Raw genomic sequence first — 25,037 nt, 5'->3', positions numbered from 1 at the left:
CCCATGACTAATACCGAACTGAAGCGAGAGCACCCGGACTTCTCGCACCCAGAGTCCATCGTCGAGGGCGTGCGCCCCGGCAAGATCCTGGAGTCGAACGAGCCCCACGGCGTCCCGATGAAGGACATGTGGAGCTACCAGAAGGACCACATGCAGCTGGTCTCCCCGCTGAACCGCCGCAAATTCGAGGTCCTCGTGGTTGGCACCGGCCTGTCCGCCGGCGCCGCCGCGGCCTCCCTCGGCGAGCTCGGCTACAACGTGAAGGTCTTCACCTACCACGACTCCCCGCGCCGTGCGCACTCCATCGCGGCCCAGGGCGGCGTGAACTCTTCGCGCTCCAAGAAGGTCGACAACGACTCGGCTTACCGCCACACCAAGGACACCGTCAAGGGCGGCGACTACCGCTGCCGCGAGTCCGACTGCTGGCGCCTGGCCTCCGAGTCCGGCCGTGTCATCGACCACATGAACGCCATCGGCGCCCCGTTCGCCCGTGAGTACGGCGGCACCCTGGCCACCCGTTCCTTCGGTGGTGTGCAGGTCTCCCGTACCTACTACACCCGTGGCCAAACGGGTCAGCAGCTGCAGCTGTCGACCACCTCGGCGCTGTACCGCCAGATCGGCCTGGGCAACGTGGAGCTGTTCTCCCACCACGATCTGCAGGACATCATCACCTACGATGACAACGGCACCAAGCGCGCCGGCGGCATCGTCACCCGTAACCTGATTACCGGCGAGCTCAAGGCCTTCACCGGCCACGCCGTCATCCTGGGTACCGGTGGCTACGGCAACGTCTTCCACATGTCCACCCTGGCGAAGAACTCGAACGCCGGCGCCATGATGCGCGCCTACGAGCAGGGCGCCTACCTGGCCTCCCCGTCGTTCATCCAGTTCCACCCGACGGGCCTGCCGGTCAACTCCGAGTGGCAGTCGAAGACCATCCTGATGTCCGAGTCGCTGCGTAACGACGGCCGCATCTGGTCCCCGAAGACCGAGGGCGATGACCGCGACCCCAACTCCATCCCGGAGGAGGAGCGCGACTACTTCCTGGAGCGCCGCTACCCGGCCTTCGGCAACCTGGTCCCGCGTGACGTCGCCTCCCGCGCCATCTCCCAGCAGATCAACGCCGGCCTCGGCGTGGGCCCGCTGAAGAACTCGGTCTACCTGGACTTCCGCGACGCCATCGAGCGCCTCGGCAAGGACAAGATCCGCGAGCGCTACTCGAACCTGATCGAGATGTACAAGGAAGCCATCGGCGAGGACGCCTACGAGACCCCGATGCGCATCGCCCCGACCTGCCACTTCACCATGGGTGGCCTGTGGAGCGACTTCAACGAGATGACCTCCATCGACGGCCTGTTCGCCGCCGGTGAGTGCTCCTGGACCTACCACGGCGCTAACCGCCTGGGCGCGAACTCGCTGCTGTCGGCTTCCGTGGATGGCTGGTTCACCCTGCCGTTCACCATCCCGAACTACCTGGCTAACCACCTCGGTGAGGACAAGCTGGCCGAGGACTCCGAGGCCGCACAGCGCGCCCTGGAGCGCGCTAAGGGCCGCATCGACCGCCTGATGAACGTCCGCGGCAACGACCCGCACGGCCCGGCCTACTACCACCGCAAGCTGGGCGAGCTCCTCTACTGGGGCTGCGGCGTGTCCCGCAACGTCGAGGATCTGAAGACCACCATCGGCAAGATCCGCGAGCTGCGCGCCGAGTTCTGGGCCAACGTCCGGATCCCGGGCTCCGCCGAGGACATGAACCAGGTGCTCGAGTACGGCGCCCGCGTGGCCGACTACTTGGACCTGGGTGAGCTGATGTGCATCGACGCCCTGGACCGCGACGAGTCCTGTGGCGCGCACTTCCGCGACGATCACCTGTCCGAGGACGGCGAGGCCGAGCGAGACGACGAGCACTGGTGCTTCGTCTCCGCTTGGGAGGCGGGCGAAGGTGAGCACGAGTTCATCCGCCACGCCGAGCCCCTGTACTTTGATTCGATCCCGCTGATGACAAGGAACTACAAGTAATGAAACTGACACTTGAGATCTGGCGTCAGGCCGGACCGACCCAAGAAGGCAAGTTTGAGACGGTCCAGGTCGACGACGCTGAAGAGCAGATGTCCATCCTGGAGCTGCTGGACCACGTCAACGACGGAATCATCGAGCGTGGCGAAGAGCCGTTCGCGTTCGCTTCCGACTGCCGCGAGGGCATCTGCGGCACCTGTGGTCTGACTGTTAACGGCCGCCCGCACGGCCCGGGCCAGAACACCCCGGCCTGCCAGCAGCGCCTGTTCCAGTTCAACGACGGTGACACCGTCAAGATCGAGCCCTTCCGCTCCGCGGCCTACCCGGTCATCAAGGACATGGTGGTCGACCGCAGCGCCCTCGATCACGTGATGGAGCAGGGTGGCTACGTCTCCATGGACGCCGGCACCGCCCCGGACGCCGACACCATGCACATCAACCACGAGACCGCCGAGCACTCGCTGGACCACGCGGCCTGCATCGGCTGCGGTGCCTGCGTGGCGGCCTGCCCGAACGGCGCAGCCCACCTGTTTACCGGCGCCAAGCTGGTGCACCTGTCGCTGATGCCGCTGGGCAAGGAAGAGCGCGGTCGTCGCGCCCGCAACATGGTCGACGACCTGGAGCAGAACTTCGGCCACTGCTCGCTGTACGGCGAGTGCGCCGACGTTTGCCCGGCCGGCGTTCCGCTGACCGCGGTCTCCGCGGTCACCCGCGAACGTGCCCGTGCTGCTTTCCGCGGCAAGGACGACTAGACTATAGTCAGTAGAGAAACACCAGTAACAACCGATTCCGGCAGAAAGTTCATCCCTATGAGCACTCATTCCCAGGCAATCGCGGATCACGCGAGCGAGACCTACCCGGAGTTTTCCGGCAAGATCCAGGACAACTACATCGAGGGCTACGAGCCCATGTCGTTCGCCGCGCCGCACTCTTCGCTGCTGCGCACCTCCACCTGGGTGGGCATGGGCCTCATCATGGGCATCCTGCCGGCCATCGGCATCATCACCTGGGGCCTTGGCATTTACCTGTTCCCGAACGGCACCGCCTCCGAGGCGCACGTGGACACCACCATCATCATCGGTGTGGTCCTGGCCGTCATCATCTCCATCGCGGCCATCGTCTCCGTGAAGTTCGGGCGCCGCTACTACCACCAGTACCGCAAGGAAACTGGTCGCGTTAACTAGGCCAAACGCCAAGGACACAAGCCGTACCCGTTGCTGGCGGGTGCGGTTTTTTCTTGCCCTAAAGGGCTTAACGATGCCACCTCGCCCGGCCCAGCACCCCGGCGCCGGGCCCCACATGAGGCAGAATGGTTAAGTAAAAAGACACTGCGCGGCGGTTAAGGAGTATTCACGTTGGGCAAGCACAGCACTGTTGCTAGCTACGAGGGGGCTAGCCTCGAGGGCCAGGCACTGGAGGCCAGCGCCGGTGGCATCGCTAGCCGCCCCGTGCCGGGGCCGTCGCCGGAGGTGGAGCAGGAGCGGCGCCGCACGCTGCGGAACCACAAGATTTTCGTCACCGCGCTGCTGGGCCTGGCGGCCGTCATCTTCTTCGCGTGCTCCTGGTGGCAGAACCAGCCCGGGGGCGCGCCGGTGTGGGTCGGCTACGTGCGCGCGGCCGCGGAGGCCGGCATGGTCGGCGGCCTGGCGGACTGGTTCGCCGTCACGGCGCTGTTTAGGCACCCGATGGGCATCCCCATCCCGCACACGGCGCTCATCCCGCGCAAGAAGGACCAGGTGGGCGAGGCCCTGTCGGAGTTCGTCGGGGAGAACTTCCTCAACGCCGAGCTGATCACGGACAAGGTCTCCCAGGCGCAGCTGCCGGACAAGCTGGGCCGCTGGCTGTCCCAGGAGGAAAACGCCGCGAAGGCCTCCCGGGAGGCGGGCAAGTTGACGGCCAACGCCATCCGGGCGCTGGACCCGAAGGACGCCGAGGCGCTCATCCAGTCCCAGATCCTGGACCGGCTGGCCGAGCCCGAGTGGGGCCCGCCGGCCGGGCGGCTGCTGGAAGGGCTTATCGCCGACGGCAAGGTCGAGCCCGTCGTCGACGAGCTCATCGATTACGCCCACGCCAAGGTCGGCCAGATGGAAGAGCCCGTCGTGCGGCTCATCGACGAGCGCATGCCGCAGTGGGCGCCGCGCTTTGCGCGCTCGCTGGTGGGCGAGAAGGTTTACCGGGAGCTGGTCCAGTTCGCCGACGAGGTCAAGGCGGACAAGAACCACCCAGCCCGCCAGTCCATTCGCCGCAGCCTCGACAAGTTTGCCGACGACCTGCAGCACGACCCGGGCATCATCCGCCGCGTGGAGGAGCTCAAGGTCGACCTGATGGGCTCGGAGCGCATGCAGCGCGCCCCGCAGGCCATCTGGCGCCAGTCGGCGGCCGCCATCATCGCGCAGGCCGAAGACCCGGACTCGATGCTGCGCGAGAAGATCCGGGACCTGTGCCTGCAGTGGGGCACCAATATCTGCGAGGACCCGCAGCTGCGCGCCAGCCTGGACCGCCGCATCAACGGCACCGCGGCCTTCCTAGCGGACAACTACTCCGGCGAGGTCACCTCGATCATTTCCGAGACCATCGAGCGCTGGGACGCGGAGGAAGCCTCCGAAAAGATCGAGCTCATGGTCGGCAAGGATCTACAGTTCATCCGCCTGAACGGCACCATTGTCGGTGCGCTGGCCGGCTTGGTCATCTACACTGTTAATCACCTCATATTTGGCGTTTAGGGACGGCGTTCTGGGACTTCCCACTGGGCTCTCTCCGCGGCGCCGAATCCGCCTGCACGACCAGTTTTTAAAAATCCCATACCGGCACGACCTAAAGAACCGAACGAAAGTATTTCCCCGAGGAGAAAACCATGGCCGAGCACACGCAGCAGCCGGACAACGGAAACAATGACAAGTCCATCGCGGATTCGCTGAAGGAATCCTGGGGCCCGATCAAGGAGGCCGGCGCCTCCGCCCTGGGCGTGGCGAAGGACTTCACGGACCGCTTCCGCGAGGACCGCAGCAGCCACGCAACCGATAAGCCGGAGGTCGGCGAGGACGCCTCCCTGGTGGACAAGGCGAAGGCCGCCGCGAAGGACTACGGCGGATCCCTGCGCCGCGCGGTGGAGGGCACCAAGGACTCCGAGTCCTTCAACGCCGCCAAGGACAACTTCGGCCAAGCCTACAACGCCACTAAGGACGGCGTGAATGAGGCCGTCAACACCGCCCAGGAGCGCCGCCGCGCCAACGGTGCGACCACCGAGCAGGAAGGCGCCGGCAAGCACGCCAAGGGCGCGGATTCGGTGGCGGATCCGACGCAAGATATCATCGATGGAGAGGTAATCTCCACTGAGGACAACCAAGAGAAGTAGGTTTAACAGCTAGTGTTCTTTCTCGATAATCCCGTTATTTTCGTACTGACCGCGATCGAGACGGTGCTGTTCTGGGGCGTGGCCATCGCCGCCATCGTGGGCGCCGTGATGGCCGCCAACACCCGGGAGGACGCGTTTACCGCCGGGGACCGCCAGTCCAAGATGACGTGGGTTGCGATCATGGCCGGCTCGGCCCTGGCACTGCTGCTGAACCTGCCCTTCCTGAAGTGGATCGCGGCGGTCTGCGTGGGCGTCTACTGGTTCGACGTGCGCCCGCAGCTGCGCGCCCTCATCAACGGCGACTACCGCTACTAGACCCAGCGCCACAATGTCGCTCAATGATGCCGAGTGGCTCGCCCAGCGGGTCTTCCGCGACCTGACCCGCGCGTCCCGGCCGCAGGTGGAGCGCGCCCTGCAGGAATCCGCCGGCCCCGTACTGCTCAGCCCGCACCACCTGCCGCAGGCCGCCGCCGGCCACGTAGCGGCCGTCGCCGGTTTTCCCACCGGTAGGCACCACAGCCTGATTAAGGCGACGGAGGCCCGCCTGGCGGTCCAGAACGGCGCCGCCGAAATCTGGGTGGCTGTCGATGCCACCTTGAACGACCCCAACGCCCTGCTCACCGATCTGGTCACGGTCCGCGAGGCCTGCCCCGACCCGGTCGTGCTGGGCGTCATTCTGCCGGCTGCCGATGCCGCCGCCGACGCTACCGTGGTCGACACGGTGCTCGACACGGCCGAAAAGGCCGGCTACCAGCGCGCCATCAGCCGCGGCGACCAGGAGGGGCCAGAGACGACCCGCCTCGAGCAGGTCTACTGGGCGGATTCCCCCTTGGATACCGCGCAGCAGGTGGACGCGCTGGCCGCCGGCCGCGTGGCCGTCGCCACGCCTTAGGCCGGCTGCTGTTCCTGCTCGTTGGCGGCCCCGCCGGCGGCGTTCTGCGCCTCGGAGAGCTTGACGTTATCCCCAGCCACGGTGATCTTCAGCGTGCCCTCCTGGACCTGCACGTCCTCGATGGCCAGCGCGTTGCCGGCCATCTGATCGGACAGGCCGTCGGACAGCGACTGGGTGATTTGCTGGGTGACCTCCGCGGGCAGCTCCATGCCGAAGAGGGTGGACTTGGTGGCCTCGATCTTCAGGTTGCCGTCGGCGGCGTGCGGGGTCAGCGACAGGGTGGCCAGCCCGCCGCCCAGCTGCACCTCGAGGACGTTTTCGGCGTCCTTGGAGGTGATGTCGGTGACCACGATATCGCCCAGCATGTCCAGGCCGGACTGTTCGCGCAGGCTGTCCTGGAAGGTCTTGAGCAGGAACTCGTCGGGCAGGGTGGTGGTGGCCACCAGGTGCCCGGCGGTCTCGGTGTTCATCTCCAGGTCGGTGACCTCGAGCTGCGCGGCGGGCTGGCCCTTGATGCCCGCGTCCGAGATGTCCAGCGTGGAGGGCACGTCCATGTTGATCTGCCCGATGGTGCCGCTGAGCACGCCGATGACCAGCGGGCTGGCGCCGAAGTTCACGGAAGGATCTTCCTGCATCACCACGCCGTCTGCCTCGGCGTTCTCGCGCAGCTGTGTTTTCATCCTGTCTCCGACGAACCAGCGCAGGCCGAACTCGGCGACGAGGACGAGAACCAGGAGGGCGACGAGCACCCCGACGATGATCTTCCAAGCCGTCGATGCGGCAGATTTCTTTTGAGCCATGCACACCAGTTTCGCCCATAACGGTGGGCTTCGGCAATGCGGGGCGCAAAAATCGCCCTAGGGGGCGACGAATTCCCAGTCAACGGTCAGCTGGTTGTCGCGCAGCCGGCGGCGGGAGGGCGCGATGGGCAGGCCGGCATCGCGAAGCAGGGCCTGGGCCATCCGCCAGCGCACGCGCGGGCCGTGCGGCGCCCAGCCGGCGCAGTGATCCCAGGCGCGATCCGCGGCCGAAAGCAGCTCGTAGATGCCCTCGCCCGGCACGTTGCGGTGGATGAGCGCCTTCGGCAGGCGCTCGGCGAGCTGGGAGGGCCGCTCCACGTCGAAGGGATCCCACGCCAGGGTCAGCGTCTGCGGGCCGGCAGCGTCCAGCAGGATCCAGGTGGCGCGGCGGCCCAGCTCGTCGCAGGTGCCCTCCACGAAGACCCCGCCCGGGGCCAGCCGCGCGCAGACCGTCTCCCAGGCCTCCGGAACCTGGTCGACGTCGTACTGGCGCAGCACGTTGAAGGCGCGCACCAGGTGCGGGCGGTAGCCGGCCAGCTCGAAGCCGCCGAGCTCGAATTCCACGCCGTCGCGCGGCGGCAGGACCCGCTCCGGGTTGACCTCCAGCCCCGTGACCCGCGTGTGCGGGTTGATCCGGCGCAGCCAGCGCGCCCATTCCACGGTGGTGGTGTGGGAGGCACCGTAGCCGACGTCGATGGCGTGCGGGACCGGGTGGCTGCGCAGCAGCGAGGCGATGTCCGGGTGGGCGTGCATCCACCGGTCGCAGCGCCGCAGCCGGTTGACCGCGGTGGTGCCGCGGGTAATGACGCCATAAGGCCGACCCGCGCTGGGGTTAGCCTTCAGGTTATGCGCGTGGTCGGCCATTTAAGGAGCAAGCGTTTAGAGGTTGTCGGTGATCCACTTGTCGGTCAGGGCGCCCTCGTTGTTGAACAGCTCCTCGAGAGCCTCGCCCACCTTGGGCTCGATGGCAGCACCCATCATCGGGATGTTGACGGAGATCTCGTTGGTGTAGGCCAGGGTGGTGGTCTCGCCCTCGCCGGTCAGCTTGATCTCGCCCTTGAAGTCCACCGGGGTGCCCTTGACGTCGGCGGTGTAGTTGGCATCGGCCGCGTTGCCGTCCAGATCGGAGGTGGTGAACACGCGCTTGACCTTCAGGTCCTGGGAAACCATGGCGCGCACGGCCTCCGGCAGCAGGGTGGTCGGCAGGATCTCGTACAGGATCGCGGTGTCGTTGGTGAAGTCGTGCACCTGGCCCGGATCCGGCGACAGGTTGGCTACCACGTACTCCCAGTAAGCCTCGGTACGCAGAGCTTCGTGCACCTTCTCGATGGGCTGATTGATAGTCACGGTGTTTTCGCTACGAGTTGACATGGTATACAGACTACCGTGGATAACGTGCCGAAAGAATTATTGACCCAGCAGCTGAATGAAATTGACGGGGTGGAGCTCGATCCACAGGTGACGTTCGCGGATCTGACCACCTTGCGCATCGGCGGCTCCCCGCGGGCCTGTGTGCGCGCCGCGACCCCCGAAGCAGCTGCCCAAGCCATCGCTGCTATCGATGCCTCCCGCGCGCCCCTAGTCATCGTCGGCGGCGGCTCCAACCTGGTCGTCGCCGACGGCCAGCTCGACTACGTCGCCGTGCTGCTCGACTTCGACGCCGTGGCCATCGATGCCGAGTCCGGCATCGTCCGCGCCCAAGCCGGCGCCAACTGGGACGCCGTGGTAGCTGCCACCGTCGAGGCGGGCCTGGGCGGCATCGAGTGCCTGTCCGGCATCCCGGGCAACGCGGGCGCCGTACCCGTCCAAAACGTCGGCGCCTACGGGGCGGAAATTTCCGACGTGCTCACCCAGGTCAAGCTCTACCACCGTGACAGTGGACAGACCGAGTGGGTGCCGGCCAGTGACCTGGAACTGGCCTACCGCTACTCCAACCTGAAGTTCACCGGCCGCGCCGTCGTGCTGGAAATCGAGCTGCAGCTGACCACCGACGGGCTCTCCCGGCCCCTGCGCTTCGGCCAGCTCACCGACACCCCGGGCGAGCAGCGCCCCGTCGCCGACGTGCGCGAGCAGGTCCTCAGCCTGCGCCGCGGCAAGGGCATGGTCCTAGACGCCAGCGACCACGACACCTGGTCCGCCGGCTCCTTTTTCACCAACCCCATCGTGCCCAGCGCCGTCGCCGATTCCATCCAGGCCGCCACCGGCGAGGACTCCATGCCGCGCCATGTTGTTTCTGGTGGTGCTTCTGTTGGAAACGGCGAGAGCGGCACCCAGGAGAAACTGAGCGCCGCGTGGCTCATCCAGCGCGCCGGCTTCGACAAGGGCTACCCCGGCCACGGGGCCGCCACCCTGTCTACCAAGCACACGCTGGCGCTGACCAACCGGGGCGGGGCCAGCGCGGACGACATCGTTCGGCTCGCCCGCGACATCCGCGCCGGGGTAAAGAAGGCCTTCGGCGTGGAGCTGGTGCCCGAGCCGGTCTGGCTGGGCGTGAGTATTTAGCTACTTGTCCTCGGGCTGCTTGTCCTCTAGCTACTTATCCTCGGCCATGACCTGGTCCCACTCGTCCTTCTTGTCCAGGAAGGCGCGGGCGGCTTCCTGCGCGCCCTCGAGGGAGTGGTTGGCACCCCAGCCGCACTGGACCTCGTTGGCGGCGGGGACCTCGGTGGCGTTCAGGATGTCGTTCAGCCCGCCCTCGAGCGCGCGCAGCAGCTCCTCGCGGCCCATGCCGTTGGTGATGGCGTAAAAGCCGGTCAGGCAGCCCATCGGGGCAAAGCCGATGAGCTTGTCGGTGTAATTGCGCATGAACTGGGCCATCATGTGCTCGATGGAGTGCATGGCCTTCGGGTCCAGGTGCTCCTTGTTGGGCTGGCAGAAGCGCAGGTCGTACTTGATGACCTCCTTGCCATCGCCCAGATCCGTCTTGCCGGCCACGCGCACGTACGGCGCGGCCACCAGGCGGTGGTCCAGCTCGAAGGATTCGACGTTCGACGGGGTCTTTTCGGAAGCATTGTTCTTTTCAGTCATGCCTCCCAGTCTAACGACACCCCGCCGGGGTGGGTGTCCATTTCTTGCGCACCCAGCGGGTGCTTTAAGGTCTATAGCTGTGACTAAGCACGAACCGGCGGACGCTGTACCCGTGGAGACCGTCGTCCCCATGGACGGCTCCGACGTCTTGCGCGTGGCCGGCCACTCGGGGGACGCCGATCCCTTAGCCCGCAGCAACCGGCTGCGCAAGGACAGCTGGGCGCTGGTCTTCCGGCGTACCTGGCGCGACTTCTTCCACGACGGCTTCTTGGACCGCGCCGCCGCGATGACCTACTTCACCCTCATGGCCTTTGCCCCGACGGTGCTGGCGGCCTATTCCATCGCCACGCTGCTGTTCGCCAGCCGCAAAGAAGAAGTCCTGCGGGTGACCTCGGAATTTATCGACCAATACCTGCCGCATACCTTCGAGGAGCAGGCCAATTCCATCGTCGGCTCCATCATCGGCTCGACGGCCGAAGGCACCCTGGCGCTGGTGATCTCGGTGCTCATCTCCCTGTTTTCCGCCTCCGCCTACGTGCGGGCCTTTTCGCGGACCGCGAACCTGGTCTACGGCCGGATGGAGGGCCGCAGCCTCATCCGCACCTGGTCGCTGATGTGGGGCCTGACGCTGGTGCTGGTCATCGGCGCGGTCATCGTGCTCTTTGCCAACCTGCTGCGCGATACCATCGTCACCGGCGCCATCCAGCCCGTCGCCGACCAGCTCGGGCTCCAAGAGGCCGCCGAATTCCTCATCAGCATCTTCCTGCCGGTGTGGAACTGGCTGCGATTCCCCATCACGCTGCTGGTGGTCCTGACCCTCGTGGCGGTGCTCTACCACTACGCGCCCAACGTGCGTCCCGAGCGCTTCCGCTGGCTGACCCTGGGCTCCATCGTCGCTGTCGGGGTCAACGGCCTGGTCTGGTTCGCTTTCGGCTTGTTCGTGCAGTACGTGGCCAGCATGAGCGCCTACGGCGCCATCAGTACCGTCATGGCCCTGTTCGCTGCGATCTGGATCATGAATACGGTGCTCATCGTGGGCATCAAGATCGACGCCGAGATCCTGCGCGCCAAGGAACTGCAGCTGGGCCTGCATTCGGAGCAGCACATCCAGGCCGCCCCGCGCGACGACACCGCCGCCCGCGCCCAACTCGCCGCCCAGGAAGACCTCTGGGCCCGCTCCGGAGACATCCGCGATGCCGCCGAGGCCGACAGCCCCGAAACCCCGGACGAGTCCTAGGCGGCTGTCAGCCGGCGGGCGCAGGGCTAGCGTTTGCTAGCCGATCAGCAGGAACGCGAACAAGGTGTTGAGCACCGTTGCGGCGACCATCGGCACGGCGGTGCGCTTGACCAAGCGGACGGGGTTGACGTTGATGGCGCCGGAGACGATGATGACCGCGGCGTTGACGGGGGAGGCCTGCCGCATCAGATTCGAGGTGCCCCAGATTGCAGTGAGCATCTGTGGGGCGTGGATGGACGTGTCGGCGGCCAGCGAGGGAACGACCTCAGAAAAGGCGAAGTAGGGAGCAGTACCAGACCCAGTGAGCGCGGCCATCGCTGCGGTGGCTAGCACGAAGATGAGGACGATGACCACGGCGGCGCCGCGCGAACCTTCAGTGGCGCTAATGAGCATGTCGATGACGCCCATTTGCGTGATGCCCTCGATGAGCACCGCGGCCGCGACCAACAGGGCCACGACGCCAGCCGCACCTTCGCCCATCCCCTTGAAGAAAGACTTGCCGGAGTCGAGCGCGCCATTGATAGAGCGGTGCCGGACCGACTCAATCAGCATGGCGATGAGGAGGGAAACCACCGTGACAGGGAGAATGCCAGCCTCGAAAGGAAGGGCTCCCAGCCGGTTTAGAGCAGCCGAAATAAGAATGAGCACTAGCGGAAGCAGGGGCAGCAGGGCGTAGTAGCGCGGTAGGCCTGCGGCGCGCTCGATGGCGTCCCGTGCGGTCTGGTCTGAGGCGTCGGTAGGGACGGCATCGTCGGCAGTAGCGGCTTTATCCGCGGCGGCCTCCTTCAGGTCACAGCGGCGCTGCCACCACACGTGGATGAATGCTGTAATGACCAGCGTCGGAACGGTGGCCCAGGCGACCGAACCGTAAACGAATTCAGTGACGGACATGTCGGTGAGATCGGCGCCCTGGATGAGGCCGGCCTCTAGCGGGGTAGGGATGATGGTCGAAGACGTGACCACAATGGCGCCCACGGTGAGCGGAGTCAGCCCCGCGGCGATGAGGGCCGGCAACAGGGTGGCTACCAGGAGCAGCGAGAGGGAGGCGGCCGAGGGAATAACCAGGGAGAGCAGGTTACCTATCAGGAAACCGACTGGCACGAGCCAGTAGGAGCCCTTAAAACGGCGCAGCGGGCTGGAGAGCGCGACGACTGTCTTCGCGTCCGCGCCGATATGGCGCATATAAGACACGAAGCCGAAGAGCACCATGATCGCCATACCGATGCCGGAGAAGCGCTCCTTGAACAGGGATTCCACGACGAGCAACTGGTCGTAGAAGGAATTACCGGTGGGGTCGATTTCGGTGGCTCGGAACTCGGCGCGGCCGGTGGCAGCGGCGAGCATTAAGAGGATGACGCCAGTAAAGAAAATGGCAGAAGCTGCGTGAACCTTCTTGTAAATGAGGTAAGCCACCGCGGCGATGGAAAGCAGGGAGATGAACAGGTAGAGCATAAGGAGCCCTTTCGCTGATGGAGAGAGACAGGACTTGTTATAACCACTGCTGTTTTAGGATATCACCATCGCAGGCCGGTCACTCCCGAAATGGGAATAGAAATGAGAATCGTTATAAAAGTCAAAGCGAGAGTTCCGGGCAAGTTTGGGGCTGGGAGCCCGTCCTGGAACGCAAAACTTGTCCGGAACTCGCATTGGGGTCGCCGGGAGTGCGTTGGATGCGCCGGCAGGCTTGGGCACTGCCGTCGCTGGGCCGCGGCCGGGACACCTCAGGGCGGTTTAAGGCTGCCCAGGGCTTCCCGGCAAGAAAAGAGAGTTCCGGGCAAGTTTAGGGCTGGAACCCTGCCCCGGAGGGCAAAACTTGTCCGGAACTCTCGTGGTGGCGCCTAGAGCGGCTGGAGTGCCTAGAGCGCTAGGCCTCCGGGTAGAAGCCGTCCGCGCCGAGGCGGGCGTTCTCGTCCAGGAGCATGGCGGCCTCGGCCTGCTTGGACTCGCCGGGCAGGCGGCGGGACTCGATGATCTCGAACAGCGGGGCGCGGCCCAGCATGCCGGCCTCGAAGTGGGCGTGCCCGCGGGCTAGGCGCTGGTTGGCGTGGGCTAGCCAGGCATCGGCGGCGTCTTGGCCGCGCTGTTGGCGCACCGCGGCGTAGAAGACGCCGGGGTGGGCGTAGACCAGCAGGGCGCCGACGTGGCCGAAGCCCAGGGAGGTCAGCGCCGCCGCGCGGACGGGCTGGCCGCCGCCGGCAAGATCCAGCGGGCTGCGCAGCCAGACCAGGTTCTTCGCCTTGGGCGCAATCAGCGGATCCACGCAGTCCAGCGACACGTTCGCCGGCAGGACGCCGGTGCGGAAGACGTCGATGAGCCCGCCCGTCTGGAACAGGGCCGCGCCCGCCTTGGAGTGGCCGGTCAGGGTCTTCTGCGAGATGACGAACAGCGGCTGGTCGGCATCGCGGCCGATGGCCGGCCAGAGCAGGGAGTGCAGCTCCGACTCGTTCGGGTCGTTGGCGTTGGTGGAGGTGTCGTGCTTGGACAGCACGCTCACGTCGTTGGGGGAAAGCCCCAGCCCGCGCAGCGACTTGGCCAGGCGGGAGTTCTCCCGGCCGCGGCCGGCACCCAGCGCACCCAGGCCCGGGGCCGGGATGGAGGTGTGCGCGCCGTCGCCGTAGGAGGCCGCGTGCGCGACCACGGCGTGGACCGGCAGGCCGAGCTCGGCGGCCAGGCTGCCGCGGGCCAGGATGACGGTGCCGCCGCCCTCGCCCTCGAGGAAGCCGCCGCGGCGCCGGTCGTTGGCGCGGGAGATGAACCGGCCGTCGATGCCCTTGTCCAGCATCGCCGCGGTCTCCGCCGTAGCGTTCATGTCGCCGAAGCCGGTCAGGGACTCGACCTGCACGTCATCGATGCCGCCGGCGATGACCACGTCGGCCTTACCCAGGGCAATCTTGTCCACGCCCTCCTCGATGGACACGGCCGCGGTGGCGCAGGCGCCGATGGGGTGAATCATCGAGCCGTAGCCGCCCACCAGCGACTGCATGGTGTGCGCCGCGATGACGTTCGGCAGCGCCTCCTGCAGGATGTCGCTGGGCCGGTCGCCTCCCAGGAAGCGGGTGACGAAGACCTTGTGCAGGCTCTCCATGCCGCCGATGCCGGTGCCCTGCGTCGTGGCCACCTGGCCCGGGTGCACGGCCTGGAGCAGCTCGGTGGGGCTGAATCCGGCCTGGGTGAAGGCATCGACGGCCGTGACCAGGTTCCAGACCGCCATGCGGTCCAGCGAGTCCAGCATGTGGTCCGGAATGCCCCAGCGGGAGGCGTCGAAGTTGTCCGGCATCTGGGCCGCGATGGTGCGCGTCAGCGTGGCCTTGCGCGGCACCTGCACGCGGGCGCCCTTGAGGCGGGTGACCTCCCACTCGTCGTCGGCCGGCTGAATGCGGACGAAGTCCGGGTCGGCGGTGGCGATGTCGCGGGCGGACTGCTCGTCGGGCACGGTGAAGGTGATGTCGCGGTCCAGGAAGACCTCGGTGAGATCGATGGAGCCCTGGTCGACCAGGTGGTACTTGTCGCTGAGCGTGCGCACGCCGGCGCGCGCGACGACCTCGTCGCGGAAGCGGGAGTAGATCTCCTCCTCGGCGACCTCGTTGCCCTCGGCGTCGAACCAGCCCGGGTGCGGATCCTCCGACCAGGAAATCAGCCCGGTCATCCAGGCCAGCTCGAGCACGCCCGCGGCGGTCAGCTCGGCGCCGCCGTCGCGGTCCAGGCCGTATTCGGCCTCGAAGCGGGTGCGGCCCGAGCCCCAGGAGCTGACCTCGCCCACGCCGGCGATGACCACCAGGTCATCCAGGTCCGTCGTGACGGTGCCAACGCCTTCGTCCGGGGTGGCGCCCAGCACCGGCTGCTGCGGGCGCGCCGGGGTGGGCAGGGCGGTGATCGTGGCGGGGGCTTCGGCTACCTCCTCCGTCGCCGCCGGCTGGGCGGCGGCGTTTTCGGCCAGCTCGCGCAGGGACACGCCCTCCAGCCCGCCGGTCAGGTCGAGCTCGACCGGGGTCTGGGCGGCGCGCTCGCGGTTGTCGGCGGAGGCCAGGTCCAGCAGCTGCGCGGAGATCTCCTGCGGGGACCAGACGTGGATGCCGGCGGCCTCGGCGGCGGGCACCAGGCCGTCGTTACCGCCCATCAGGTGGGTGCCGGCCACCCAGCCGATCTTCGCCTGCGCCAGGGTGACGCCGGCCGGCCAGCCGGCCTCGGCGCTCCACTTGGCCAGGATGGCATCGAGGGCGGCCTTGACCTCGCCGTAGGCGCCGTCGCCGCCGAACACGCCGCGGTTCGGCGAGCCGGGCAGCACGACGTGGCAGCGGGTGTCCACGGCCTGCTGCGCCAGGGAGCTCAGGCCCGCGATGGTGCGCTCCAGCGACCACAGCAGCAGGCGGGCTTGGTTCTCGGTGGCGGAGCCGGCATCGGCCAGCGAGCCGGTAACCGAAGGCGCGGCGAAGGGGAAGGCCAGCGTCGGGGTCAGCGCGGGCTTTAGGATCTTGACCTCGTTGCCCACGGACTCGCGCTGCTCGGTGCCGATCCACTCGATGAGCGAATCCACGTCGCGGAAGCTGGACAGGTTGGCCGGCACCAGCCACAGGGCCGCGCCTGGGGCGGCGTGGCGGGCGTAGAGCTTGCGGGCGAATTCCTTGCGGGACTGGCTGACCCGGGAGGCGGTCATGATGACCGTGGCACCCCCGGCCAGCAGGCCCTCCACCAGGGCGGAGGCAATCGAGCCTGGCGCCGCGCCGGTGACCAGCGCGACCTCGCCGGCAAAGTCGCCGGCCGGGTCCTGGCCCGCCAGCTTGGCGATGCCGCGCAGGCGCCGCTCGGCAGCCTCCGGCAGGTCGCCGTGCTCGGCCCACCAGGTGGCCTGCTCTGCGACGGTCTGGCCCGCCCCGCTAAAGCGGACGGTGTCCTGGTCCGCCGTGTCGGCCGCGTCCGTCTCGCCCAGGGCGATGCGGGCAAGATCCTCGCGGGCGCTGGCCCAGCGGTCGTCGAAGAGGACGGCGCGGTTGGCGTCGAAGGACGGGGTGACCAGCTTGAGCCAGCCGGAGCCGAGCTCGGCCTCGACGGCCTCGATGAGCGTGGTGTCCGGGGCCTCGGGCGTGGTCTCCTGCGGGGCAAGTCCCAGCTGGTCGAGCACCTGGCGCGCGGCGGTGGCCAGCACGCCGTTTTCGCCGGTGACGGTCTCGGCGTAGGCCTCCAGCGCGGCGGAGTCCACCACGCCGCCGCCGGCCGCGGAGCTGGCCGCGCCCTTGCTGACGGTGACGGAGTGATCCGCTGCGACGGCCTCGATGGCCTGGTCCAGAAGGTCGGTGACCGCGGACTTGGAGCTGGCCGAATCCGGCAGGGTGGCCAGGCTGCCGCCGCGCACGGAGTCCTCCGCGCGGGTGCCCAGGAGTACCTCGGCCTCCACGAAGGCGGTCCAGGACTCGGGCAGGCCCCAGGTGCCGGTGACGTACTCGCCCACGAAGGCCGGCTTCAGGCCGGCGGCGCCGAAGAGCTGGCGCAGGCGGGAGCCGATGGCCTCGGTGAGCACGGAGCCGAAGGCGGCGTAGCCGGGCGCGGCGGTGTTGACGCGTTCGCGCAGGGTGGCGACGTCGGCATCGGCGGCGCCGTCGATGGCGGGCACGCCGATCTCGGCCGACATGTCCATCAGCAGCTGGTTGCGGCGCGAGGACACGCCGTTGGTCAGCTCCTCGACGGTGTCCGTGTCATTGATCTGGGACAGGCGGATCTTGTTCTGGAAGGCAAAGAGCACCATGATGGCCTGCGCCGCGTCGAAGTTAAGCTCCGGAGCGGCAGACGCCGGGGCGCCTGCAGCCGGGGCAGCCGGGGCAGCAGGCGTAGACGGAGCCGGGGCAGGCGCGGGGGCCGCGGCCGGCTTGGCGGTGGCCGGCTCAGCAGTGGAGTCCGAGTCTGCGGCCGCGGCCTCCTCCGGCGCCGGGGTGGCTGGGGCGGAGCGCACGTCGGAGAGCATGACCTGGTCCTGGTCGCGCTCGACGTTGTAGACGGGCAGCTCGAGGCCGGCCACGGCGAGGGAGCGCTGCGCCAGGTTGGTCAGCGTCGGGGAGCTGGCCAGGCCGACCTCGATGATCTGGTCGACGCGGCCGAAGAGCAGCTCCTGGGTCTCGATCCAGCGCACCGGGGAGGCGAACTGCCAGGACAGCAGCTCGATCATGAGCAGGCGGGCCAGCTGGTTGTCGTCCATGTCGTCCACGCGCAGGCCGTCCAGGCGGCCGGAGGGCGCCAGCGGGGCGACGGCGTCGACGAAGTCCTGGGTCAGCTCGAACGGGCGGGCCACCAGGTTCGGCACGTAGCGGCCGACCAGGGCGTCCAGGTCGAGCTGCTCCGGCAGGAGCTCGTCCAGCTTGTCGGCAAACGCCGGCACGCCGTCGCGCAGCACGCGGGAGTGGAAGGGCACGTCGATGCCCGGCACCATCACCACGGCACGGTCCTTGATGGCGTTGGTCTTTTCCAGCAGCGCGGCCAGGCCGGCCTTGGTGCCGGCCACGGAGTACTGCTGGCCGGCGATGTTGTAGTTGACGATCTCCAGGAACTCGCCGGTGGCTTCGGCCACGCCGGCGACGTAGTCGGCGACGTCCTCGGCCGGGATGCCCACCATGTTCGGGCGCAGCGCGGCCATGGCGTAGTTGGAGTTGCCCTCTGCATCGCGCGGGACCAGCGAGCCCATGGCGGAGCCGCGGGAGTAGACGATGTCGATAACGCCCTCGAGGTCGAAGATGTTGGCCAGCGAGGCCAGGGCGGTGTACTCGCCCAGGGAGTGGCCGGCGTAGTAGGAGCCGGACGCCAGGGCGTCGGCCTCGCGGAGGCGCTCGGTCTGGGCGTAGGCGACCACGGCCAGGGCGACCTGGGTGAACTGGGTCAGGTGCAGCACGCCCTGCGGGTGGCGGAAGACCTCGCCGCGTACGGCCAGCTCGGTCGGGTTCTCATCGATGATCTGCTGGATGGAGAAGCCGAGGTGGTCGCGGGTGTGCCGGTCAGCGCGGCGCCAGATCTCGCGGGCGGCCGGGGAGGCGTCGCGGTCGCTGCGGCCCATGCCGGGGGCCTGGATGCCCTGGCCCGGGTAGACGTAGGCGGTGCGCGGCTGGGCCAGCAGGGCCTGGCCGACGGAGACGACCTCGCCGTCGATGCGGCAGGTGACCTCCAGGGCGGCGTGGATGCCCTTGCGGCCGACGCGCTCGACGGTGATCTCTACGGCATCGTTGAGCTGGACCATCCCGAACATGGAGTAGGTCCAGCCCACCACTCGGCCCTGGCGCCCGGCCAGGTGCTGGGCGGTGGCAGACAGCCACATGCCGTGCACCAGCGGGGCGGACAGGCCGACCAGGCCGGCGGCGTTGGCGGAGGTGTGGATCGGGTTGTAGTCGCCGGAGACCAGCGCGAAGGGGGTCATGTCAGCCGGGGCGGTGACCACGGCGCGGTCCAGGAAGGAGCGCGGGGTGGATTCCACCTTGGCGGCGGACTTGCCGCCGCCCCACTCCGGGGCGGGGCTGGGCTGGTTGTGGCCGTGGGCGCGGCCGCGGATGGCAAAGCGCTGCATCTGGGTGGCCACGACCTCGCCGCTGGCGTGGTCGCGCAGCTCCAACTCGACGGTGACGATCCGCCCGGAGCTGGACTCCTCAATGGCCGAGCACCAGGAGGTCACGTCAATGCGCCGGCGGTCGGCCAGCTCCTCGAGCGGGACGCGCACGTCGATGACGTGGTTGAGGTGGACGGCGTTGAGCAGGCCCTCGATGACCGGGTAGCCATCCTCCAGCTGCCCGGAGCCCAGGGCGGTGTAGATGGCCGGCCAGCAGGGCCCGACCAGCACGTCCGGGGTGCCGGCGGCGGGGCTGGCCGATGCCTCCTCGGCCGGGGTGCTCGCCGGCAGGGCCGCGCCGGTCACGGCGGTGTGGGCGGACAGGAGGGAGGCCGGCAGGTGGAAGGAATAGTGGGCGACGCCGAAGGGGGTGGACTCGGTGATAGAGCCCGGCACGATCTGGGGCATCTCGGTGATTTCGTCGCCCTGCTCGGCGGTGGAGCCGACGCCGGCCAGGCCGGACAGGAGGGCGAAGACGGAGTCGGGCAGGCGCTCGTCGGAGACGACCGGGGAGCCGCCGGTGGCCACGTCTGCCGGCAGGTCCACCGGGACGGTGACCTCGCGGACGTAGAAGGGGCGCTCGTATTCCGGCAGGTTGTCCCAGTAGGAGTCCGCGGTAATGCGGATGGACCAGTTGCCGTCCTCGTCCTGGATGAGGTCGTAGGCGTCCGGGTCCATCTCGTAGGCGGGGTTGGCCATCAGGTGGCCGTGCCAGACCAGGGTGGGAGCGGCGCGCAGGAAGGCGGCGGCATCGCGGGCGTCGGCCAGGCGGGAGAAAGCCTCGACCGGCTGCTGGCCCGCGGTCTCCAGGGACTGCGTGGTGCCCTGCTCGAAGCGGGCGAGCAGCTCGGCGACGGGCTCGTTGAGTTTGGTGATACCAGCAACGGCCACCGGGCCGGGGATGATGCGGACCTGGTCGGCGGTGTAGCGGGCGTCCTGGGCCTGCCAGAGGGTGTCCTTGCCGAACCAAGTCTTGAGATCGCCATCGATGGCGGGCACCCACGGCATGGGCTTGACGTGCTTGTAGTGCAGGGAGATCCACCAGGCGGCATCGCGCGGCGAGACCTGGACCTCGTTTGCCTCCGGGTAGGCCTCCAGCAGCCGGGCGGCGGCGGCCGGGGCGTCGGCGACGTCGTCGACGGTGGCAAAAAGGGTGTCGATCTCGCCGTGATCGGCGGCGTTGAGGCGCGCCTCGATGCGGTGGAGCAGGTCGAGGAAGCGGTCGTCCCAGCTGGGATCGGCGAAGGGGTGGGCCAGCTCGACGAAGCGGTTGACCCACTCGGCATAAGTCATGGTCTCCACGTCGCCGAAGTAGGGCTTCGAGGTCTTGGCGAGCGCGGCGATGATGTCCTCGCGCCAGGCGCCGTAGTCCTCGATGGGCAGGGAGGTGATAAGGCGGGAGGCCTTGGCGAAGGAGTTGTCCAGGTCGTGGATGTCGGCCAGCAGGTGGGACTGGGAGGAGGCCACGCCGCCGGTGCCCTGGCCGCGGCCGACCCAGCCGCCGTTGTCGTTCGGGGTGACACCCGGAGTGTCGACTAGCAGCTGCTTGACGGAGTCGGTGGCCTTGGCCTCCTTAGTGGCCATGGCGACGGTGCCGATGAAGACGGCATCGACGGGCATGGCCGGCAGGTCGTAGTCGGTGGACCAAGAACCGGTCAGGTAGGTCGCGGCGCGCTCCGGGGAGGAGATGCCGCCGCCGACGGCCAGCAGCACGTTGCGGTGGGCGCGGATATCGGCGTAGGTGGCCAGCAGCATGTCGTCCAGGTTGACCCAGGAGTGGTGGCCGCCGGCGTGGCCGTCCTCGACCTGCATGAGGATGACCGAGTCCGGGTTGGCGGCGGCGATCTTCAAGGTGTCCTGGATCTGGCGGGCCGTGCCCGGCTTGAAGGAGACGAAGGGGAAGCCGTCCGCGTGCAGCTGGTCGAGCAGGGCCGTGGCCTCGTCGACCTCCGGGATGCCGGCGGAAACGCACACGCCGTTAAACGGGGCGCCGGCCGCGCGGGCCTTCGGCACGATGCGCGCCTGGCCGAACTGCAGGTTCCACAGGAAGCGGTCGAAGAACATGGTGTTGAACTGGGCGGTGCGGCCCGGCTTGAGCTGCGCCTCCAGGTTCTTGCGGTGCTCGGTGAAGACCTCGTCCGAGTACATGCCGCCGCCGGCCAGCTCGGTCCAGTGGCCGGCGTTGGCGGCCGCGGCGACGATGTCCGCGTCCGCCGAGGTCGGCGTCATCCCGCCCAGCATGATGGGCGACAGGCCCGTGGCGGCGGAAAAGCGCGTCTGGGTGTAGATGCCGCCGTCCGGCAGGCGCACCAGGCGCGGGGCGAACTCGGAGTAATCCGTGCCCTCCGGCAGCGCGGTGCCCGGAGTGGCCAGCGCGTTGCGCGCCGCCGTGGTGTTGGCGTCCACGATGGCCACCCCGGTGCCGGCCACCAGCGGCTGGGTCAGCTTGGTCAGGCCCTTGTCCAGGCTCAGCAGGTAGTCGGCGTCCAGGGCGGCGACGGTGGCCGGCCAGTCGTGCTCGTCGACCAGGATCTGCTGGGCGAGCGTGCGGGCGAAGTCTTCGTCGATCCCGCACAGGCCCGCGAACTCGACGGTGCGCTCGACGGCGCCGGCCAGGCTGGCGTGGTGGAAGGGCAGAGCCACCGGCAGGTAGTCGAAGACGGGGGCGAGCTCGTCGCCGCCGAATTCGCGGGACTCCAGGCGCTCGTTGAAGGCGGCGGCCGCGGTGGCGATGGCCGTCTCCGTGGCGGCCAGGTCCTCCGGCGCGCCCGCGATGACGAAGTGGCGGCGGCCGTTGACCACCGCCACGGCGGCTGAGCCTGCCAGGTGCTGTTCCACCTGCGCGCGGTCCAGGCCCCGGATGGAGAGCATGTGGCTGCGGGTGTCGTGGGCGCCGTGGACCTGGGCCGCGGCGGTGCCCATGAGCACGGCCAGCAGTAGGGCGTCCTGCGGGTTGTCCACCGCGGCCTCGCCGAGTAAGCCCTGCGAGTGGCCGGCGGTCTGCGCCTTGTCTACGTTCAGGCCGAGGTCCCGCAGCTGGCCCACGGCGGCGATCTGGCCTAGGACGATGCCCGGTACCGAGTAGGCCGGGAAGGCGTCCGCGTCGACGGCTTCGGCCGCCGGCGCGCCGGGCTTGTCCGCGGCCGCGGCCTCCGCGCTGGTGGCCTCCGGGCTGTTCAGCAGGGACTCCAGGCGCTCGAACACGCCCGGGCAGGTGGAGGCGATCGCCCGGGCCACCGGACCGGCGGACACGCGCACCTGGGCGAGCAACCCGGTCAACTGCTCCGCCTGCGGGCTCGTTCCGGCGGCGGCCACTGTCTCTTGCCAGGGGGAGCCTTGGCCGGCGAAAAGGAGGGCCGGTGAGGTCTCAGCGGCGTTTAACGTCAACAAGGGAGTCAAAGACATATAGGTGTCTACCTCGATTTTTCTGGATTTGGCAACAACTTGTGCGGCACCAACTTCTCCTGTTGCTGGAAACTGTGTTGTTAGCAATAGGAAATCAATGCGGTCTAGACACAGTAACCCATCCCACAGTCGCAGACGTACCGCCACGCGCGAAATGTGAGTAATTACTCACATTTTGGGGTAGGGTGACTCCCTCGCACACCCGCCCCCGGATCCGCCGGGCCTAGCTGCTCCAGCTACTGCTCAGCGGCAGCGCCCAGGCGGGTGACCTCCACGCCGTCCCCAGCGGCTGCGACCAGCAGCGCGCTGCCCATGCCGACCCAGCCGATGAACGGGTCCTGGTGCAGCTCGATGGGGCGGTGGACGTGGGCCAGCACCCAGGCGTCGTAGCCCAGCTGGGTCAGGTCCTCCACGGTGGCCGGCAGGCAGGGCTTGCGGCTGTAGTCGCCGGTCAGGCTGGTGTGCAGCACGCCCAGGTGCGGGCCGGGCACGCGGCCGCGGGCGGGGAAGGCGGTGATCACGCTGCGCGGATCCGGATCCTGGGCCACCGCGGCGGTGTGGATGGTCATGCCGTGGTAGCGGAAGGAGTGCGGGGCTGACTCGTGGACCACCACGCCGCGCGGCAGGGTGAGCTGGTGGTGGGTGTCGTGGTTTCCGGCGATGAAATGCACCGGCCCGAAAAGCTCCACCGCGCGCTCGAAGAAGGCCGTGACCTCGCCGTAGGTGTCCGCGGTGTAGCGCGCGCGGTCGATGATGTCGCCGGCGCAGATGAAGCCTGCCGCGCCCGCCCGCGCGCCGGCCTCCAGCATGCCCACCGCCCAGTCCAGGCCCGGGGCGGCGGGTAGCCCGAGGTGGATATCGCCGAGGACCAGCACACTCATGCCGCCACCCGCTTCGCCCGGCGGGCCTGCCAGAGGTTGGTCAGCACCAGCACGACGGTGGAGGTGCCCACGCCGATGAGCGTCATGGCCATGGCCTCGGCCCGGTGGCCCTGGTCGAACTGGTTCATGATCCACGGCGCCAGCAGGTTGATATTGGACGGCCTAATCAGCGAGGACATCACCAGCTCGCGGATGCCCACGAAAAACGCCAGGATCCAGCCGGCGAAGAGCCCGGGGGCCAGCAGCGGCAGGGTAATGCGCCACAGCGTCTGCCCGCCGCTGGCGCCGGCCACCTGCGCGGCCTCGTAGACCGTCGGGGAAATCGCCCCGGCCGAGGTCTTGATGTTTTGCACGGCCATGGGCAAAAAGAGCACGCTAAAGGCCATGACCAGGATGACCTGGGTGCCGTACGGCGACCACGGCAGCCGCGGCGAGTTCCACAGCAGGATAAAGCCGATGGCCAAGACGATGCCCGGCACGGTATCCGGCGCGACGGCGAAGAAGTCCGTCACCCGCGCCGGCAGGCGATGCCGCGAGCGCGCCGCCGCCCGGCCCACCAGCGTGACCAGCAGCGCCAGCAGCACCGCCGTGCACGCGCCGATGGCGCCGAGGGTGATGCTGCGCAGCAGCGCCTCCTGGGCCGAGGGCGTGGACAGCACGATTCCGAAGTAGTCGAAGGTCAGGTTGTCCGGCGTGGGCGGCTGGGAGCGTAGGATAGTCATCGCGGACAGGATGATGGCGATGTACGGGATGATGACCGAGCCCAAAAAGACCAGGGCGCAGTAGAGCCAAGCAACCGCCTTGCCGGGGCCGGACAGGCGCAGGTGCACCTGCCGGGCCACGCGCCCGCCGCCGGTGAGATCCTTGCGCGCGATCCACTGCTGGAAGGCCCAGGCGGTAACGCCCAGGGCGAAGAGCACGGAGGAGGACGCCGCGGCGGAGGAGAAATTCAGCGGGTCGATGGTCACGTCCTGGTAGATGGAGGAGACCAGCACCGGGTAGCCGATGGCGTTGCCCAGCGTGACCGGGGTGCCGAACTCGCCGGCGGCCTTGATGAAGACGATGAGCGCGCCCAGCGAATAGGGCCCGACTACCAGGGGAGCGACCACGCGCGTGAACTGCTGCCAGGTGCTCGCGCCGGCGACCTGGGCGGCCTCCAGGCTGGAGGCGGAAATGGCGCTAAAGCAGTTGCGCAGGATGAGGTAGAGGAAGGGGAAGAGCTCCGCGGCCATGATGAAGGCCATGCCGCCGACGGAGTAGATGGCATCGTGAGCCAACTTGCCCACGGTCTTGCCGAAGAGCAGGTCCGCCACCCCGCCCAGGCGGGTGAAGTCCATCCACGCCAGGGCGGAGGCAAAAGGCGGGGTCATAAACGGGATGAGGATGAAGACCTCCATCCACTCGTGCTTTTTCAGCGGCGTCCACGCCCGCAGCAGCGCCAGGGGCGCGGCGAAGACCGTGGCGAAGACCACCACCAGCACGGACAGCTGCACGGTGTTGAACAGCACGCGCAGCATGTCCGCCTTCGCCAGGTCGCCCAGGGCGGAGGGCTCGTCCCGGTAGCCGAAGACCGCGCCGCTCAACACCGCCACCAGCGGCGCGGCCACCAGCACCAACAGGATAAGCAGCACCGGGTAGATGCCCCAGCCGCCCGCACGCGACCAACCGCCCGCGCGACCAGAGCTGCCCGCGCGACCAGAACGGTCCGCGCTAGCCCGACCCGGCCGGCGGCCTGCCGGCTGGTGTGGCGTGTCAGTGGTGGGTGTCATGTGCTCTGCTCGCTTAGTGAGGTGAGTGCGTGGATGCGGTGGAGGTGGGAGTGCGTGCTACCGAAAACGGCGGCCC

At 68.3% G+C, this 25,037-nt stretch carries 17 protein-coding genes; 9 read left to right on the top strand and 8 right to left on the bottom strand.

Annotated elements, in window-relative coordinates:
* The first annotated feature begins 3 nt into the window (after window positions 1-3).
* The 7 genes from VVS03_RS06570 (at window position 4) to VVS03_RS11320 (ending at window position 6,263) form a co-directional block, all read left to right on the top strand.
* A complete protein-coding gene (locus tag VVS03_RS06570) occupies window positions 4-2,019 on the top strand; it encodes a fumarate reductase/succinate dehydrogenase flavoprotein subunit (protein WP_368534417.1) in 2,016 nt (671 codons plus the stop codon).
* The gene (locus VVS03_RS06565; RefSeq protein ID WP_368534418.1) at window positions 2,019-2,768 is read left to right on the top strand and encodes a succinate dehydrogenase/fumarate reductase iron-sulfur subunit; all 750 of its coding nucleotides are present in this window, start codon (window positions 2,019-2,021) and stop codon (window positions 2,766-2,768) included. The genes VVS03_RS06570 and VVS03_RS06565 overlap by 1 nt, the downstream gene beginning before the upstream one ends.
* Before the next feature lie 57 nt (window positions 2,769-2,825).
* Entirely contained in the window at window positions 2,826-3,200 is a 375-nt protein-coding gene (locus tag VVS03_RS06560; protein ID WP_070768891.1) for a hypothetical protein, read from the top strand.
* Between the two features lie 228 nt (window positions 3,201-3,428).
* Complete coding sequence (locus VVS03_RS06555; protein WP_368534451.1) at window positions 3,429-4,739, top strand: DUF445 domain-containing protein; 1,311 nt, start codon at window positions 3,429-3,431, stop codon at window positions 4,737-4,739.
* A 131-nt stretch (window positions 4,740-4,870) separates the two neighbouring features.
* Entirely contained in the window at window positions 4,871-5,371 is a 501-nt protein-coding gene (locus tag VVS03_RS06550) for a CGLAU_01105 family protein (RefSeq protein ID WP_368534638.1), read from the top strand.
* 36 nt (window positions 5,372-5,407) lie between these two features.
* Complete coding sequence (locus VVS03_RS06545; RefSeq protein WP_409338398.1) at window positions 5,408-5,686, top strand: DUF2516 family protein; 279 nt, start codon at window positions 5,408-5,410, stop codon at window positions 5,684-5,686.
* 13 nt (window positions 5,687-5,699) lie between these two features.
* Window positions 5,700-6,263 carry a hypothetical protein gene (locus tag VVS03_RS11320; protein WP_409338397.1) on the top strand — a complete coding sequence of 188 codons (564 nt, stop codon included), beginning with the start codon at window positions 5,700-5,702 and terminating at the stop codon, window positions 6,261-6,263.
* Here the strand turns inward: VVS03_RS11320 and VVS03_RS06535 are convergent.
* Genes VVS03_RS06535 through VVS03_RS06525 form a run of 3 tightly spaced genes read right to left on the bottom strand, consistent with a single transcriptional unit; the run spans window position 6,260 to window position 8,434 of the window.
* On the bottom strand, window positions 6,260-7,063 hold the full coding sequence (locus VVS03_RS06535) for a DUF2993 domain-containing protein (protein WP_368534420.1): 804 nt from the start codon (window positions 7,061-7,063) through the stop codon (window positions 6,260-6,262). The genes VVS03_RS11320 and VVS03_RS06535 overlap by 4 nt on opposite strands.
* 57 nt (window positions 7,064-7,120) lie before the next feature.
* Window positions 7,121-7,927 carry a class I SAM-dependent methyltransferase gene (locus tag VVS03_RS06530; RefSeq protein WP_368534637.1) on the bottom strand — a complete coding sequence of 269 codons (807 nt, stop codon included), beginning with the start codon at window positions 7,925-7,927 and terminating at the stop codon, window positions 7,121-7,123.
* 15 nt (window positions 7,928-7,942) lie between these two features.
* Entirely contained in the window at window positions 7,943-8,434 is a 492-nt protein-coding gene (locus VVS03_RS06525) for a DUF2505 domain-containing protein (protein WP_368520436.1), read from the bottom strand.
* A gap of 24 nt (window positions 8,435-8,458) precedes the next feature.
* Between VVS03_RS06525 and VVS03_RS06520 the strand changes: the two genes are divergently transcribed.
* A complete protein-coding gene (locus VVS03_RS06520; protein WP_368534422.1) occupies window positions 8,459-9,565 on the top strand; it encodes a UDP-N-acetylmuramate dehydrogenase in 1,107 nt (368 codons plus the stop codon).
* A 30-nt stretch (window positions 9,566-9,595) separates the two neighbouring features.
* Here the strand turns inward: VVS03_RS06520 and VVS03_RS06515 are convergent, their stop codons facing one another.
* Complete coding sequence (locus tag VVS03_RS06515; protein WP_368520434.1) at window positions 9,596-10,090, bottom strand: S-ribosylhomocysteine lyase; 495 nt, start codon at window positions 10,088-10,090, stop codon at window positions 9,596-9,598.
* Window positions 10,091-10,169: 79 nt separating this feature from the next.
* On the opposite strand from VVS03_RS06515, the gene VVS03_RS06510 reads away from it, so the two are divergent.
* A complete protein-coding gene (locus VVS03_RS06510; RefSeq protein WP_368534423.1) occupies window positions 10,170-11,327 on the top strand; it encodes a YihY/virulence factor BrkB family protein in 1,158 nt (385 codons plus the stop codon).
* Between the two features lie 36 nt (window positions 11,328-11,363).
* Here the strand turns inward: VVS03_RS06510 and dcuC are convergent, their stop codons facing one another.
* The 4 genes from dcuC to VVS03_RS06490 all read right to left on the bottom strand — a co-directional run bounded on the left by dcuC (window position 11,364) and on the right by VVS03_RS06490 (window position 24,961).
* On the bottom strand, window positions 11,364-12,779 hold the full coding sequence (gene dcuC / locus VVS03_RS06505; RefSeq protein ID WP_368534424.1) for a C4-dicarboxylate transporter DcuC: 1,416 nt from the start codon (window positions 12,777-12,779) through the stop codon (window positions 11,364-11,366).
* A 412-nt stretch (window positions 12,780-13,191) separates the two neighbouring features.
* Complete coding sequence (locus VVS03_RS06500; protein ID WP_368534636.1) at window positions 13,192-22,311, bottom strand: fatty acid synthase subunit beta domain-containing protein; 9,120 nt, start codon at window positions 22,309-22,311, stop codon at window positions 13,192-13,194.
* Between the two features lie 236 nt (window positions 22,312-22,547).
* Window positions 22,548-23,192 (bottom strand): exonuclease SbcCD subunit D, encoded by a 645-nt coding sequence (locus VVS03_RS06495; protein WP_368534425.1) that lies wholly within the window; start codon window positions 23,190-23,192, stop codon window positions 22,548-22,550.
* The gene (locus VVS03_RS06490) at window positions 23,189-24,961 is read right to left on the bottom strand and encodes an ABC transporter permease (protein WP_368534426.1); all 1,773 of its coding nucleotides are present in this window, start codon (window positions 24,959-24,961) and stop codon (window positions 23,189-23,191) included. Before VVS03_RS06490 ends, VVS03_RS06495 begins: the two co-directional genes overlap by 4 nt.
* Window positions 24,962-25,037 lie beyond the last annotated feature (76 nt).

This window comes from Corynebacterium sp. LK2537 (assembly GCF_040946485.1).
Classification (GTDB): domain Bacteria; phylum Actinomycetota; class Actinomycetes; order Mycobacteriales; family Mycobacteriaceae; genus Corynebacterium.
This window is presented reverse-complemented; position numbering and strand designations above follow the sequence as displayed.

Bases quoted from the DNA above. Each gene is read 5' to 3' on its own strand.
- VVS03_RS06570 (WP_368534417.1), top strand. From the start codon at position 4: ATGACTAATACCGAACTGAAGCGAGAGCACCCGGACTTCTCGCACCCA.
- VVS03_RS06565 (WP_368534418.1), top strand. From the start codon at position 2,019: ATGAAACTGACACTTGAGATCTGGCGTCAGGCCGGACCGACCCAAGAA.
- VVS03_RS06560 (WP_070768891.1), top strand. From the start codon at position 2,826: ATGAGCACTCATTCCCAGGCAATCGCGGATCACGCGAGCGAGACCTAC.
- VVS03_RS06550 (WP_368534638.1), top strand. From the start codon at position 4,871: ATGGCCGAGCACACGCAGCAGCCGGACAACGGAAACAATGACAAGTCC.
- VVS03_RS11320 (WP_409338397.1), top strand. From the start codon at position 5,700: ATGTCGCTCAATGATGCCGAGTGGCTCGCCCAGCGGGTCTTCCGCGAC.
- VVS03_RS06535 (WP_368534420.1), bottom strand. From the start codon at position 7,063: ATGGCTCAAAAGAAATCTGCCGCATCGACGGCTTGGAAGATCATCGTC.
- VVS03_RS06530 (WP_368534637.1), bottom strand. From the start codon at position 7,927: ATGGCCGACCACGCGCATAACCTGAAGGCTAACCCCAGCGCGGGTCGG.
- VVS03_RS06525 (WP_368520436.1), bottom strand. From the start codon at position 8,434: ATGTCAACTCGTAGCGAAAACACCGTGACTATCAATCAGCCCATCGAG.
- VVS03_RS06515 (WP_368520434.1), bottom strand. From the start codon at position 10,090: ATGACTGAAAAGAACAATGCTTCCGAAAAGACCCCGTCGAACGTCGAA.
- dcuC (WP_368534424.1), bottom strand. From the start codon at position 12,779: ATGCTCTACCTGTTCATCTCCCTGCTTTCCATCGCCGCGGTGGCTTAC.
- VVS03_RS06500 (WP_368534636.1), bottom strand. From the start codon at position 22,311: ATGTCTTTGACTCCCTTGTTGACGTTAAACGCCGCTGAGACCTCACCG.
- VVS03_RS06495 (WP_368534425.1), bottom strand. From the start codon at position 23,192: ATGAGTGTGCTGGTCCTCGGCGATATCCACCTCGGGCTACCCGCCGCC.
- VVS03_RS06490 (WP_368534426.1), bottom strand. From the start codon at position 24,961: ATGACACCCACCACTGACACGCCACACCAGCCGGCAGGCCGCCGGCCG.